Consider the following 13,803-nt stretch of genomic DNA (forward strand, 5'->3'; position numbering starts at 1 on the left):
CCGGCCCACGAGTGGGCTATCATGGCGGCAGTCCTGCCAGACTCAGGGTTTCGGCAAAGTCTTTTCCGATCTGGAAGGGCGCGCTGGGCGAATTCTTCAGCCAGTCGCTCACCGTCAGACCAGGCTGGCGTTCAAGAAGTTCCCTGACCGTTTTTTGGGCTTCGGAACTCTTTCCCAGCCGCATTTCTGCAACAGCCTTTGCGCGGAGCGTGGAAGTGTGTGCCCGGTTCGACCGCAGCGACCGGTCTGCAAGTTCGAGCGCGCGTTCATAGTTTTCCGCCGCAATACAGGCGGAAGCGGCAAGCGAGAGATAGAAATAGCGATAGGGATCGATCGGAGACAGGTGGAGGGCCAGTTCCGTATCTCTCATCGCTTCGTCACCCTGTCCCCTGAAGGCATAAAGTGTTCCGCGCAACAGCCGTCCCATCGGGTAATTCGGATTGTATTCAAGCGCCATGTTGTAGCGCCGTTCCGCCTTGTCGAGCTGATGGGCAAGGTTCGTGAGGGCAAAGCCTTCGGAAACCAGCGCGGTGACATTCGTCGGGTCGAGGTCGAGCGCCGTTTGCGTGCAGTTGAGGGCAAGCGCGGTCTCCCGCCCGGGCGAGGCGGTCCAGCCCTGCTGCACCGCCAAAACGTGCCACTTGGCCTTCCAGGCGAGCGCCGTGGCGGGTTGGCTCGAAGATCGGCTTATCAGTTCATCGAGCATTTGCGCTGCGTATTCGAAATGGCGACGCGACAGCCTGTAGATCAGTCCTATCGCGCTCATGAGCAGCGAATAGGCGTCAAGTGTCTGCATCGGCCGGGACAATGCCCGTTGCACTTCGCTTCTGATAATGGCTGCCTGACAGTTCTTGGCGAACTGGTAAATGGCGGATGTGTCACTCAGGAGGGCCGGGACCTCTTCGCTCAACCGGTCGGACCAGATTACCCGTCCGCTCCTGGCATCAGCAAGTTCCACGTCCAGGATGACGCGTTTCTCGTCGCCGCTGTATGCACCCGAAAGAACAAAGTCGGCCTTCAATGTCCTGGAAATTTCAGGCAGGGACGTGTTGCGGTGGCGGAAACCTGTTGTCGACAGGCGGGAAATGACACTCAGTTCCGTCGACCGCGACAAGGCGACTATCAATTCCTCGGCGAGCACTTCTCCGAGCGCATAGTGGTCCCGGGACCGGCTGCGCGGAGTAAAGGGAATGACCGCGATTGTCGGGAACAGGTCCTCGCTTCGCAGCATCGGTACGATATTAGGATGGGTGCCGACCGGATGAACCCGGAAGGCGCGAACCAGTTCGGCGACGTTCTTCAGATGACAATCGCCCATGTCTTCGAACTCGGCGTCCAGTTCGCTCGCCAGGGCGTCCCTGACACCGGCCGACGCGACGATTTCCCCAGGACGCGCAAGTGCCATGAGGCGGGCTGCGATGTTGACGTGACTGCCATAGAGATCGTCATCGCCGGTGGTTATCACGTCGCCCGTATCGATACCGATGCGGACCAGAAGCCTGTGGTCGGGCGGAAGATGGCTGTTGACCTGTTCGAGTTCGGAAGAAAGTCTCATCGCGAACCGGACCGCTTCGGTTGCGTCCGCGATTTCCGCGAGGATGCCGTCTCCCATTGTCTTGACCAATCGGCCCTGATGATCGGGAAGAAGCCTTTCTTTCAGGTATTCGACAAAGGACAACCAGGCACGAATAACCTCATCGTCGTCAGTCTTGAACAGCCGGGCTGATCCGACGACGTCCGCAAATAATATAACCTTTTGCCGACTCTCCCATTTTTCGAAAAGCCGGACATGCTTCCGATGATCAGGGGCTGCCTGCATGCAAATTCTCGCAATGACTTAGCCATGCCCCCCGAAAATGGCTAGATATGAAATATAGCCGTCTTTGGGTTGTGCGGCGAGTCCGGTGAACCAAATACGTTCGATCGGAAGGGCAGGGAAGTCGACACCCGCTATCGGACGAACGCCTGGGTTCAGGTTGTTTGCGGAGGGTCGCCGAGACAGTCCGGCGTCTTTCGGACAGGGCGGCGGCCGGGAAGATCCTTTGATATCACCTGCCCAGCTTGTCCGGCCGCGGAAGTTCAGGAGGCCTGTTCCTTCGGCCTCTCGTTCTGTCTGGTCTGCCCGTCGTTTGCGACGGGCAGACTTCCATGTCGGGCAATTGTCGTCGGCTTGAAAACAGCCGCGCGTTTCTAGATGCGCATGCGCGGCACGTCGTTGGGGTCGAGTTTGAGTTCGATCAGGAGCGGACGGTCGCGTGACTCGATTGCCCTGATCGCGGTGTCCAGATCCTCGTCAGACTGGACGCAAATGCCCTTGCCGCCGAGCGCGGTCGCCACTTCGGCGAAGCTGGGCCAGTCGAACTGCGACAGGCCGGGGTCCATTTTCCGGTCCAGGAACTGGATGTGCTCAGCGCCATAGGCGGAATCATTGCAGATGATGACGATCAGGTCCTGCTTCAGGCGGACGGCCGTGTTGAATTCGTTGATGCCACCCATCATGAAGCCGCCATCCCCGGTGAAGAGCACGACCGAGCGGTCCGGCGCAGCCAGGCCCGCTCCGATTGCCTCCTGCAACCCGAGGCCTATGGAGCCGAAATTGGCGGTGACAAGAAAGCTCTTGGGGTCGGGCGCGGAGATCCGGCACCAGACTTCCGTCATGAATCGGCCGCCGTCGGTCGTCAGAATGCGGTCCTTGGGCAGAACCTGCTCCAGCCGGTCGAGGGCATAGACATAGTTGATGAAACCGGGCTTGCCCTGTCCGGCCTTGCCGGGCGGATGATAGGTGAGGGAAGCGATGTCGAGTTCCTTGGTGAAGCCGCTGGCGGGAATTTCCGCTTCATCGAGCCAGTAGACGATGTTGTCGGCGGTCAGGCCCGCATCGGCCACCAGAGCCGCGTCTGCATGAAAATTCTTGCTGACCTCGGTCACCGTGTCGTTGATCTGCACGACACGCTTTCCCTTCATCAGCGCGCCCCTGTCGGTGGTGAAGTGATGCAGGCTGGTGCCGAAACAGACCACGCAGTCGCAACTGGCGATGACGTCATAGGCGGCCGGTGTGCTGAGCGTGCCGAAAATGTCCATGTTGTATGGATGGCCGTTGAACAGCCCCTTGGCCTTGAGGGACGTCGCCAGGGGCGCCTCCAGCCGGTCGGCCAGGCGGATCAGGTTTTCCCGGGCCCCGACTGCGCCACCGCCCGCAAGAATGATCGGGCGTTTTGCCGAGGCGATCATCCCGATGGCCTCGTCCAGGTCGTTGCCTTCCGGAACATAGGCGGGGGCCGTGAAGGCCCGGAACACCGTCTTCTTGTGCGCGACTTCCTGCCACATGAAGTCGGCGGGCATGTTCACGACGATCGGGCGTTTTTCGACACGGGCACGGAAAAAGGCATGGGCGATGTCATAGGCTGCGGTCTCCGGAGACCGCATTTGCTCGAAACCGGCGCCGGTGACCTTGACCAGCTCGCATTGGTCGATGTTCTGCAGGTTCTGCGGGTTCATCACCGGCGTGTCGCCGGCCAGCAGGACCATCGGCAGATGGGCACGGGCGCCTTCCGTCAGTGCCGTGACGCAGTTGGACAGGGCCGGTCCGTGAGTGACTGTCGCCACCCCCGTCTTGCCGGACACGTGCGAATAGGCGAGCGCCATCAGAACCGCGCTGCCCTCGAAGGCGACCGGAACGAAGGTGCCGCCGCAGGAGCGGACATAGTGGTCGACCATGAAGAGGTTGGCGTCTCCCATGAGGCCGAACATGGTGTCTATGTCGTGGTCGAGGACGGATCTGGCAATCGATTGATATGTGTATTTCTTTTCGTCGGTCATAACCTGTGCCCGCGTTGAAGTGCCCAAGCGCCAGACCGGTTCTGCGGAGGTTGCCGTCTCGCGGTCCCCCAGACCCGGTTGCCGATTGGTTCGTTTTCAGAAATCGCCGCGGTTATCACCGTCCCACGGGCGGCAGCGTTTCACCATCAAGTGCATAGAGCAACACCACAAACAAGAAAAGCCGCCTCGGTATCAAAGGCAGGCTTTGCGGATAGGGCCAGGAGGTGCGCTGTGGCCGAAGGGGGGCAGATCAGGTTGCAGACCCATGAAATAAAATGTTCGGGCCGTTCGGGAATGGGCTGTATCCAAGGCCAGAAAGAGCGGAAATCCCGGCTGGTTGCCAGACTTTCTTATCGCGGGAGGCAGTCCATTCCCGAGCGCACCGAAAGACGTCGATTAGGTTTTGAGCAGCAGCGTCGGAGCCTTTGCAGTCATGACCCCGATTGACGCCTGTCCGTACGGATTCGTGTGACCGCCCCCTGTTCAAACGCCAAAAGTCTTGGCAATGAGAAGGGCATTGTCTCGGGTCTTTTCCGAAACCGTTATCAATTCAAGTCTGTCCTGAGTCGTCACCCGTTCATGCAACTCCTGCTCGCTGCGAATGCGATATTGCGGCATTTCGCTTGCGAATGGCAGTAGCGCCGTGATGTGGAAAGTATCTGACGGTGTGACGGTTCGCCCCGGATGACGGCTTTTCATTCTGACGATCTGTCCGATCGTGAAACGGTGCGCCGCGCCGGGCGAACGGATCTCGTTTTGCTTTTTGGGTAGATGGGGACTGTTGGTCATTTTCTTGTGGTCCTTGTTGAGTTGTCGTTTGATGTGTGAATCGGGATTTGGTTCGCGATGCGACTTCCCGGGGTTTGGAACGGCTGCCGTGGCATTCCGGGTGACGATGTTTTGCCACACCGGCAATTCACCGGCTTACCAGCCTTAGTTGCTTGTTACCCATGACAGGCCGAGAGCGGTCAAACGATTGGATCAATGCGGTGATTTTGCCTGCCGGGCTGTTAATCCGCAGATGCAATTCGCCAGAGGAGAAACCTGCTCCGGTTGCCGTCCGTGCCTTCGGCATCGAACTTGCCTGATTTCGGAAGCAGTATGGGTGTCAGGAAAAATCACCTGTCGAATACAGATATTTTCCGATTGAACTTTCTTTTATTTAAAAAAATAAAGTCAACAACCAAATACTCATTCAATATAGGGTCTGTATAAAAAATAATCAATTAGAAAATAAGTATTTTATAACGCGTGATGGAAAATATTATTTTGTAACAATACCCGGCTTCTCGTCTGAAGACGATGTATTGGTTAAAAGAAGAATCGATGGCGCCCAAACAGGGCGCTGTCGGCCGGTGACAAAAAACTTCGCCCAACAACAGAGGGAGACATGTCTTTCAGTTTTCAGGCCATACGCAGTGACCAGGGCTTCGGCGGATCGGGTTTGGGCAAAGCAGGCTTATCGACATTGTTTCTGAACTTCGCGTTGGTTCCATACATCACCATCGAAGGGGACTTTTGGTAACCAACAAGCGAGCGTTCCGGCATCAAATGATCCATCATGCAAGCAGAACGCGGTAACAGTTGCTGGCCGTTGCAACGGGCATTGGCCGCTCATACGAAATCGCGGGGATCGTAGGGCTCTATCCCGATCTGAACGTCAACGTCCATGCCATGATAGATGGTTCCGGGGCGTTGATCGTATGTTCCGCTGATGGGAATGGCCTGGTAGGGCGTTCGGGTAACGGCGACGCGGATCAGGTTCGGACTGCCGATGATGCGGTTTGTCGGATCGAACTCAACCCAGCCCTCATCCGGCAGATACGCTTCCGCCCAGGCATGGGTTGAACCGCCGCCTGTCTGATTTTGCCCGTCTTCGCCGGCGTCATTCAGATAACCGGTAACAAATCTGGCCGCAAAACCGAAGTGGCGCGCTGCTTCCATGAACAGAAATGCGAAATCGCGGCAACTGCCGGTTCCCAATTCGATCGTGGCGGCGGCGGTTTGCGTACCTGACCGTTCACGGCGAATGTAGGTCAGCCCGTCGTTTATCGTTTCGGACAGAGAGCGAAGAAAGGCGAGTGTCTCATCAGATGAAGTGCCGAGTTCCCTGCTTAGCCAGGCCTCCAGCACGGGCCGGTCGTCAGGATTCTCAAGTCCGATGAACGGGGCGAGGTCTATCAGATCTTCGTCCGCGTAAGTGAACGGATAGACGCTCCTGCTTCGGCTGGGTGAAGCCAGATAGTCTTCATGAGAGAATCTGCGTATCAGCAGTTCGCTCTGAAATGACAGGACATCGGAAGGAGCGGAAAACTCGGCCGTAGCGACGGAGTTGCCGAAGGTATCGAAATGCCATCTCAGCCGGGATTCAGGCCAGATTGCGATTGCCGAGGAAAGCAGTCGCATGTCATGGCCGTCTCTCGGGCGCAGAAGAAGCCGGTGAGCGCCAAACTTTACCGGTTGGCTGTAGCTATATCGTGTAGTGTGCAGGATGCGTATCGCGGTCGTCATGGGAACCTTGCCGCCGCCACATGCAGTTGTTGATTGTTCTTCGCTTGGGAGGCGCTTCAGCTTGGACGCATTTCCACACGCACACAAGGATGATCACCGTGCTTATTCGACTTGGATTCGAAATAACCGTCACGTGCCCCGCTCCAGTCCCCATGTTGCTCGCACTGTCCGTTCACAGTGATTTTCGGGGCAGAATGATCGGCTCCGATTACGTTCGCAACGCAAGGGGCCTCGACATGAGTGAATACACCGACGCATACGGTAACCGCATAACGCGCGTGACGGCGCCTGCCGGAGTGTCCACCTTCTGGTCAGACGCTATCGTGGAAGTGGACGGGTTGCCGGACGTGGTGCAGCCTCAGGTGGGCCAAACCGCCCTGCAGGCACTTCCGAACGATACACTTACCTTTCTCCTGGCCAGCCGGTATTGCGAATCCGACCTGATGGGGGAATTCGCCTGGAACCGGTTCGGACAGACGGCCGAGGGGTGGCCGAGGGTGCAGGCGATCTGCGATTTCGTTCATCACCACGTTACCTTCGGCTACAATTTCGGCCGGCCCGACAAGACGGCCGGAAACGTGCTTTCGGAGGCGACCGGTGTTTGCCGGGATTTTGCTCATCTGGCGATAAGCCTGTGCCGGGCGATGGGAATACCTGCGCGTTACGCCAGCGGGTATCTGGGTGATATCGGCGTTCCCGATGCTGGTTTCGATGACTTCTGCGCCTGGTTTGAAGTGTTTCTGGACGGCAACTGGTACACCTTCGATGCCCGTTACAACGTGCCGAGGATTGGCCGCGTGCTGATGGTCCGCGGGCACGATGCCTCGGATGTTGCCATGATGACATCCTTCGGCGTCTACGAACTCACGGGATTCCGTGTCTGGAGCCATGAACTTGCGGACGAGGACGATGATGCTCTTTTGCTCCAGACCCTGGAAAAGAGACCGGATCCCCTGCAACGCGGCCTTGGCGGGCAGGTACATGCGGCGGCCTGGGGGCTTAACGCCTGAGCAACCCGGTTCCGGAAGTGATCCCGTTTTGGCGGGGATCCGCGAACTTGTTTTGGGTGGCCGAGGAGGAACTGCACCGCCCTGACGTGTTTCCGGTCTTCTCTGAAATTCAGGCGGCCTTCGTCCGTTGCGCGGAATGGCTGCCGCGGTTGTTCGGCTCCGCGCTGATCAATTCAAGACAACGCTCAATGGCTCCGGAACAGCCGACACCGGAGGCTTCGTCCCGACTGAAAAACAAATACCAAAGTGCGTCCAGAATGCGGGCAGGGAACGGACTTTCGCCGCAGTATGAGCGCAAGGATCCCGGTTCGACCGGCGTACCGTCGCGCGGCATCGAAAAACCAGGCACTTGATTCCCTGTGGCGGTGGGAGAGTTTTTTCCTTTCCCTACACCGAAAGCCACATGACGAGTCCGCCGAAGTATCTGGATACATACGTCCAACAGGCAGACAAAAAATTGACCTTCAAGATGCCTGTCTGTGCAGCCCGTCGACCCGAGTTGTCGGAGTTTGTTTTCATCATGTGGTCCGCGGCGGCGGTGGCGCTCATTCCTTGCATCCTGTCACCGCCGATTGTAGCCGGAACGCCGGTGAAGACATGATAGATCGTCCAGGAACCGTCAGTTTCGATACGTCTCCCATATTCGCTGTGCATTGAATCCTGCCTGGGTGCGCCCCCTTCATCGTCCCAGTTTTCATGTGCCCCGGTCATGAAGTCTCGTCGACTTGCCGAGCCATTGCGCACCGGTTTCGGTCTTGCGGCGGGCGGCGGGCCATCTGGTACCGGCCAGCAGCTGCCGAGAGGAGCAGCATCGGCCTCCTTGCCCAACGGCTCGGTATCCGCAACGGCGCGAGATCTCGGCGGAACGGCTTTGTGGCTTGCCGGGACGGTGTGTTTTCCGAGCGCATGTGTGGGCAGACGCTTAACTTTTTTCGGCATGTCAGAGCCCTTGTTCTTGCGCCGCTGGAAGTAGGGGTCGTCTCGGATCAGAAGACGCACGCGACGCGGTGCAGGTTCTGGATGTCCAGGCTTCGTACGCAGTAAAGGCTCGAATATCGGAGAAGGAAACCTGTTGGCCCCGGTAACCCAGGTGCTGCCTGAGGCCGGCTGCCCCTTGCCGCTCCCTGCAGATATTATAGCGCCGCAATTACGGTTTATCAGTGGCTCACGTGCGCGCAGGTGTCTGTAAAAGGTCTTTGAGACCGAAGGCTCTCCGCAGCCTCCAGCGCCCGACTGCAAAATCGCTCTCTGGTTCGAGCATGGGGCCCTCAACTGGCAATAATGTTTCGGTCAAACCGGAACAAACTCATGCCTTCAAACACAAAACCCGCCCTTTGTCTCGAAGGGCGGGTTTTTGATGTCTGGGTGCCGGGAGCCGCGCTGTGGCCGGGGTTAGCCGGCCTGGGCGAACTCCCGGCTGAGCTTTTAGCTGCAGCCGCTGGTGCTGCCGCAGGTGTCGCACTTCAGGCAGGTGCCGTTGCGGACCATGGTGAAGTTGCCGCATTCGGCGCAGCTTTCACCTTCATAGCCCTTCATGCGGGCCTGGGCGATCTGCTGGGCGGCCGTCTTGACCTGCGGGGCAGGGGCGGCGGTGACTTCCGTTGCCGGGGCTTCGGAGCCGCGGGCAAAGGCGGTCGCAACTGCCGAGGTCTGGGCGGCAATCGTGGTGCCGAGTTCGACCTTCACCGTTTCGGTGATCTCGCCGGTCGGCTCATTGCCGGAGACGAGGCGGAAGCGCTCGGTCTGGCCGCGCACGAGGCCGTGGGAGACGACGCCACCTGAGCTGCCTTTGTCCATGGTCTTGACGGCACCCGCGGTAACCGGGCCGTTGCCGAAGGCTTCCGGCGGAACGTGGGCGAGGTCGTGGCGGCCGAGATAGGACACCGCCAGTTCGCGGAAGACATAGTCGAGGATCGACGTTGCGTTCTTGATCGCATCGTTGCCCTGGACCATGCCGGCCGGCTCGAACTTGGTGAAGGTGAAGGCGTCGACATATTCCTCCAGCGGCACGCCATACTGCAGACCGAGCGACACGGAGATGGCGAAGTTGTTGATGAACGCCCTGAGGGCAGACCCTTCCTTGTTCATGTCGAGGAAGATCTCGCCGAGACGTCCGTCGTCATATTCACCGGTACGCAGGAAGATGGTGTGGCCGCCGATCTTCGCCTTCTGGGTATAACCCTTGCGGCGTGTCGGCAGTTTTTCCTGTTCGCGCACGACCCGTTCGACGATGCGTTCGACAATCCGCTCCGCCACAACCTCGGCCTTGGCCGCCAGCGGCTTGGCTGCCAGTTCCTCGATCGCGTCCTCCTGGTCGTCCTCGTCGTCGGCCAGCAGCTGGGAATTGAGCGGCTGGGACAATTTGGAGCCGTCGCGGTAGAGCGCGTTCGCCTTGAGGGCCAGCTTCCAGGAGAGCATGTAAGCTTCCTTGCAGTCCTCGACGGTCGCATCGTTCGGCATGTTGATCGTCTTGGAGATCGCGCCGGAGATGAACGGCTGGGCGGCGGCCATCATGCGAATATGGCTTTCCACCGACAGGAAGCGCTTGCCGATGCGGCCGCACGGGTTGGCGCAGTCGAACACCGGATAATGCTCTTCTTTCAGGAAGGGGGCACCTTCCAGGGTCATCGCACCGCAGACGTGGGTGTTGGCGGCTTCGATCTCGGACTTGGAGTAGCCGAGGAAGGACAGCAGGTCGAAGTCCCCGTCTTCCAGCTGTTCGTCAGAGACGCCGAGCGCCTTCATCTGTTCGTCGCCGAGGGTCCAGCGGTTGAATACGAACTTGATGTCGAATGCCGACTTCATGCCGTCCTTCAGCTTGGTGAGGCTTTCGTCAGTAAAGCCCTTGGCCTTCAGCGCGGACGGGTTGATGCCCGGTGCCTGGTCGATCGAGCCGTGGCCAACCGCGTAGGCTTCGATCTCGCCGATCTCGCTTTCCGAATAGCCGAGCACGCGCAGCGCTTCGGGAACGGCGCGGTTGATGATCTTGAAGTAGCCGCCGCCGGCCAGTTTCTTGAACTTCACCAGGGCGAAGTCCGGTTCGATGCCGGTGGTGTCGCAGTCCATGACCAGGCCGATGGTGCCGGTCGGGGCGATCACGGTCGACTGGGCGTTGCGGTAGCCGTTCTTTTGCCCAAGTTCCAGCGCGCGGTCCCAGGCCTTCCTGGCGCGTTCCACCAGAACAGGGTCCGGGCAGGAAGCGTGGTCGAGGGCGACCGGTGCGGTGTTCAGGTCCTCATAACCTTCGCTCTCGCCATGGGCGGCGCGGCGGTGGTTGCGGATGACGCGCAGCATGTGCTTGGCGTTTTTCTTGTAGCCCGGGAAGGAACCGAGTTCGCCGGCCATTTCGGCGGAGGTTGCATAGGCAACGCCGGTCATGACCGCGGTCAGCGCGCCGCAGAGCGCACGGCCTTCATCGCTGTCGTAAGAGATGCCGGAGGTCATCAGCAGGCCGCCGATGTTGGCGTAGCCGAGGCCGAGGGTGCGGAACTTGGAGTAGAGTTCCGCGATTTCCTTGGACGGGAACTGCGCCATCAGCACCGAGATTTCCAGAACGATGGTCCACAGGCGGACGGCATGCTCGTAGTTGTCGATGTCGAAGGAGCGGTCTTCCTTGCGGAACTGCATCAGGTTCAGCGACGCCAGGTTACAGGCCGTGTCGTCCAGGAACATGTATTCAGAGCAGGGGTTGGATGCGCGGATCTCCCCGTCGGCAAGGCAGGTGTGCCAGTCGTTGATGGTGGTGTGGTACTGCAGACCCGGGTCGGCGGAGGCCCAGGCGGCATAGCCGATCTGTTCCCAGAGATCCTTTGCCTTCACGGTCTTCAGAACGTCGCCCGAACGGCGGGCGGTCAGGTCCCAGGTGCTGTCGTCGACAACGGCGTTCAGGAATCCGTCGGTGACGCGCACGGAGTTGTTGGAGTTCTGGCCGGCCACCGTCAGGTAGGCTTCCGAATCCCAGTCCGTGTTGAAGGTCGGGAACTCGATCTTGGTGAAGCCCTGGCGGGCGAACTGGATGACGCGCTGAATGTAGTTTTCCGGCACCATCATCTTCTTGGCGGCGCGGATTTCACGCTTCAGGGCCGGGTTCTTGTTCGGGTCGAAGCAATCGCCGTTGTCGGCCTCGCAGTTGACGCAAGCGCGCATGATCGCGGAAAGGTGCTTCTGGCAGATCCTGGAGCCGGTGACGAGGGCAGCCACCTTCTGCTCTTCCTTGACCTTCCAGTTGACGTATTCCTCGATGTCCGGATGGTCGACATCGACCACGACCATCTTGGCCGCGCGGCGCGTGGTGCCGCCGGACTTGATGGCGCCGGCAGCCCGGTCGCCGATCTTCAGGAAGCTCATCAGGCCGGAGGACTTGCCGCCGCCGGACAGCCGTTCGCCTTCTGCACGCACATGCGAGAAGTTGGAGCCGGTGCCGGAGCCATATTTGAACAGGCGCGCTTCACCGACCCACAGGTCCATGATGCCGCCTTCATTGACCAGGTCGTCGCCGACGGACTGGATGAAGCAGGCATGCGGTTGCGGATGTTCGTAGGCGCTCTTGGACTTCACCAGCTTGCCGGTCTGGAAGTCGACATAGAAGTGGCCCTGGCCCGGACCGTCGATGCCATAGGCCCAGTGCAGGCCGGTGTTGAACCACTGCGGGGAGTTCGGCGCCACCTTCTGGGTCGCCAGCATGTAGCGCAGTTCGTCGTAGAATGCCTGGGCATCGGCTTCCTGATCGAAGTAGCCGCCTTTCCAGCCCCAGTAGGTCCAGGTGCCGGCCAGACGGTCGAAGACCTGGCGGCCGTCGATTTCCGAGCCGTAGCGGTCCTCCTCGGCAAGGTCTGCGAGGGCATCCTCGTCGGCTTCATGGCGCCACAGCCAAGACGGAACGGTGTTTTCCTCGACCGGCTTCAGTTTGGCGGGGACGCCGGCCTTGCGGAAATACTTCTGCGCCAGGATGTCGGAAGCAACCTGGGAGAACTGGGCCGGAACCTGAATGTTTTCCAGCCGGAAGACAATGGAGCCGTCCGGATTGCGGATCTCACTGGTTGCCGTCCGAAATTCAATGTTGGCGTAAGGCGATTGACCTTCCCTGGTATAGCGCCGCTCGATCCGCATTTCCTAAGTCCCCTTGTATCCCGCCGGTTCGCCCCGAACCGGGCAAAATCCGCATCTCATTCGGCTTGGCGTTTCCGCCGGCCTCACTTGCCGAATGCCGCCCCTGCTAGTCACTGACGTAAGTCTGTATGTAGCGTATCTTGTATTTTGATCCACTATATATAGTGGTCATCAACAGGTTTGTCACGACATGCGCCCGCAAATCGGCACGAAAAATCCCGTCTTCCGGCTTTGGTCAGAAAGACCGGAAGCGGTACTCGGTTACTGATCGGATTGGATGACCGGAGCGCCTGGAGAGGGCTCCGGTTACGCACATCGCAATGATTAGGAAACTAATGTAAATCTTTTCTTAAGGTCAAGGCTGGAGTGACAACAGGTAGTGCTCACATTATGGGCAAACGCAAAATATTGTGTGCCTGTGTGGATAATGGGGAGTGGAGCGGGGAGAGCGCTTTCCTCAAGAAATTAGCGCTTGCTTTCCCGGCGAAGGGCTGTGCCGAGGCCCCGTTCACGTAGCTGTGGATGACAATAGGCGCGATTTTATGAAAGTTTGAAGAAAATCGCGCCTAACCGGTTCAACCGGGTTTAAAGCGGATCTGGTTAACTGCGGGCAGGATTGGGAAAGGGGCCCGCATACATGAAGCATCACGCAGCCTACGGACTGACAATGGAGGAAATCGACGCGGTTGTCGTGGAAGACAGCAAGCCGATGCAGACGATTCTGCGGTCGATCCTCCTGAGTTTCAAGGTTGCCCGCGTGCGTGTTTTTGATTCGGTTGATGACGCGCTTGAGGCCTGCCTCGCCGAACCGCCCAATGTGATTCTCACAGACTGGCGCATGACGCCGACAACGGGATTTCAGTTCCTGCGCCTCGTCCGGCACCGCCATATGGAGCCGCTCTGCTATGTGCCGATTCTTTTCATCACGGCCCACGGCACGCGTAACCTGGTCGACAAGGCCCTCAGGGCCGGCGCCCACCATGTCCTGGTCAAACCCGTTTCCCCGTCCACGCTGTTCAAACGCCTGCAATGGCTTGTGAACGACGATCGCCCGATGATTCTGGAACATTCCGGCTTCTACAACATCTATGGCATCCACAAGGCCATGAACGAGCAGGCGGAGAAATTGCAATCGCTTGACGGCGCACGTCTCCATCACCGCATAGCGATCCAGAAGCGCAACAAGGTTGAAGACGCAGTTGAGGTGGCGCTGGACGAAGACCAGGCTGCAGAGGAGCAGGCGGCCGACGGCGGCGATGAGGTGATCTTCAAGGAAACGCCTTCGGCCGCGGTGAAACACATCCGCAACACCGAATTCGCAACGATCAAGGATGTGAAACTGCACTGACGCGGC

8 protein-coding genes are annotated in these 13,803 nt (G+C 59.1%); 2 read left to right on the top strand and 6 right to left on the bottom strand.

Features of this window, described 5'->3' with window-relative positions:
- Positions 1-19: 19 nt before the first annotated feature.
- From ACQY7U_RS15695 to ACQY7U_RS15710, 4 genes are all read right to left on the bottom strand, one after another.
- Positions 20-1,819 carry an adenylate/guanylate cyclase domain-containing protein gene (locus ACQY7U_RS15695; protein WP_428646117.1) on the bottom strand — a complete coding sequence of 600 codons (1,800 nt, stop codon included), beginning with the start codon at positions 1,817-1,819 and terminating at the stop codon, positions 20-22.
- 371 nt (positions 1,820-2,190) lie between these two features.
- Entirely contained in the window at positions 2,191-3,819 is a 1,629-nt protein-coding gene (locus ACQY7U_RS15700; RefSeq protein WP_428646120.1) for a thiamine pyrophosphate-binding protein, read from the bottom strand.
- A 483-nt stretch (positions 3,820-4,302) separates the two neighbouring features.
- Entirely contained in the window at positions 4,303-4,728 is a 426-nt protein-coding gene (locus ACQY7U_RS15705) for a hypothetical protein (protein ID WP_428646123.1), read from the bottom strand.
- A 705-nt stretch (positions 4,729-5,433) separates the two neighbouring features.
- Positions 5,434-6,330 (bottom strand): transglutaminase family protein, encoded by an 897-nt coding sequence (locus tag ACQY7U_RS15710; RefSeq protein ID WP_428646126.1) that lies wholly within the window; start codon positions 6,328-6,330, stop codon positions 5,434-5,436.
- 98 nt (positions 6,331-6,428) lie between these two features.
- Here ACQY7U_RS15710 and ACQY7U_RS15715 point away from each other — a divergent pair, with 98 nt between their 5' ends.
- Complete coding sequence (locus ACQY7U_RS15715) at positions 6,429-7,340, top strand: transglutaminase-like domain-containing protein (RefSeq protein WP_428646128.1); 912 nt, start codon at positions 6,429-6,431, stop codon at positions 7,338-7,340.
- A 387-nt stretch (positions 7,341-7,727) separates the two neighbouring features.
- Here ACQY7U_RS15715 and ACQY7U_RS15720 read toward each other — a convergent pair whose 3' ends face one another.
- Both ACQY7U_RS15720 and ACQY7U_RS15725 read right to left on the bottom strand, forming a co-directional pair.
- The gene (locus ACQY7U_RS15720) at positions 7,728-8,339 is read right to left on the bottom strand and encodes a hypothetical protein (protein WP_428646131.1); all 612 of its coding nucleotides are present in this window, start codon (positions 8,337-8,339) and stop codon (positions 7,728-7,730) included.
- Positions 8,340-8,765: 426 nt separating this feature from the next.
- Positions 8,766-12,449 (bottom strand): vitamin B12-dependent ribonucleotide reductase, encoded by a 3,684-nt coding sequence (locus ACQY7U_RS15725; RefSeq protein ID WP_428646133.1) that lies wholly within the window; start codon positions 12,447-12,449, stop codon positions 8,766-8,768.
- A gap of 637 nt (positions 12,450-13,086) precedes the next feature.
- On the opposite strand from ACQY7U_RS15725, the gene ACQY7U_RS15730 reads away from it, so the two are divergent.
- The gene (locus ACQY7U_RS15730; RefSeq protein WP_428646136.1) at positions 13,087-13,797 is read left to right on the top strand and encodes a response regulator; all 711 of its coding nucleotides are present in this window, start codon (positions 13,087-13,089) and stop codon (positions 13,795-13,797) included.
- Positions 13,798-13,803 lie beyond the last annotated feature (6 nt).

The sequence above is a fragment of the Roseibium sp. genome, assembly GCF_050301095.1.
In the GTDB taxonomy this organism is placed as follows: Bacteria; Pseudomonadota; Alphaproteobacteria; order Rhizobiales; family Stappiaceae; genus Roseibium.

What these genes read in the sequence shown, in the direction of transcription:
- ACQY7U_RS15695 (WP_428646117.1), bottom strand. Translation starts at nt 1,819, where the DNA reads ATGCAGGCAGCCCCTGATCATCGGAAGCATGTCCGGCTTTTCGAAAAA.
- ACQY7U_RS15700 (WP_428646120.1), bottom strand. Translation starts at nt 3,819, where the DNA reads ATGACCGACGAAAAGAAATACACATATCAATCGATTGCCAGATCCGTC.
- ACQY7U_RS15710 (WP_428646126.1), bottom strand. Translation starts at nt 6,330, where the DNA reads ATGACGACCGCGATACGCATCCTGCACACTACACGATATAGCTACAGC.
- ACQY7U_RS15725 (WP_428646133.1), bottom strand. Translation starts at nt 12,449, where the DNA reads ATGCGGATCGAGCGGCGCTATACCAGGGAAGGTCAATCGCCTTACGCC.
- ACQY7U_RS15730 (WP_428646136.1), top strand. Translation starts at nt 13,087, where the DNA reads ATGAAGCATCACGCAGCCTACGGACTGACAATGGAGGAAATCGACGCG.